1 protein-coding gene is annotated in these 591 nt (G+C 63.3%); it reads right to left on the minus strand.

What is annotated here, in order from left to right:
- Positions 1-193: 193 nt before the first annotated feature.
- Positions 194-591 (minus strand): hypothetical protein (locus AC4FQ5_RS19950; protein ID WP_491146401.1); only part of this gene is annotated, 398 nt, incomplete at its 5' end.

Raw genomic sequence — 591 nt, forward strand, 5'->3', positions numbered from 1 at the left:
TCGCGCAAGGCGCGATCGCGAGCGCGATGGACCACGTGCGGCGGAACGCGCTCGGCATCGATATGGCCCGATCCCTCCGTCCCTTGAGTACGCCACAACTCGGTCCCTGAGCTTGTCGAAGGGCAGCCCTCAGGTGCTCGACGTTTCCGGCTGGCCGAACCCCAAGCGCGCCATGTCTAAGACGCGCCGACAGTCAGGACGTTGCGGCGAGGAACGACTCCGGCGGTTGGGTCAGCCAGATGAGGCCGACTCCACCGTCTGTCGCCACTCTGGCCGCTATCGAATAGTCGTCCGGACCGCTGTGCTCTTGCGCCCACTGCTCAACCGATGCGAGCGACTCCGACTCCATGTCGTAGGCGATCCAGTGAACTCCGCTCTCCCTGACGATCATCACGCGGTAGCCGGTAGACCGGCTCTCCCATTGGCCATCTCTTTCGTCAACCTCGCGCGCATTCATGCGGTGATAGTAGTGAGACGCTGAAGGAGGCGGCGTGGCGCGGCCTACGGTTGTGGCAATCGCGTCACCGAGCTCGAGCTGTTGCGGGAGGGTGAAGTATCTCGAAGTGTTGCAGACATCAGCAGCCTCTATGC

The sequence above is a fragment of the Chryseobacterium sp. DT-167 genome (genome assembly GCF_058310155.1).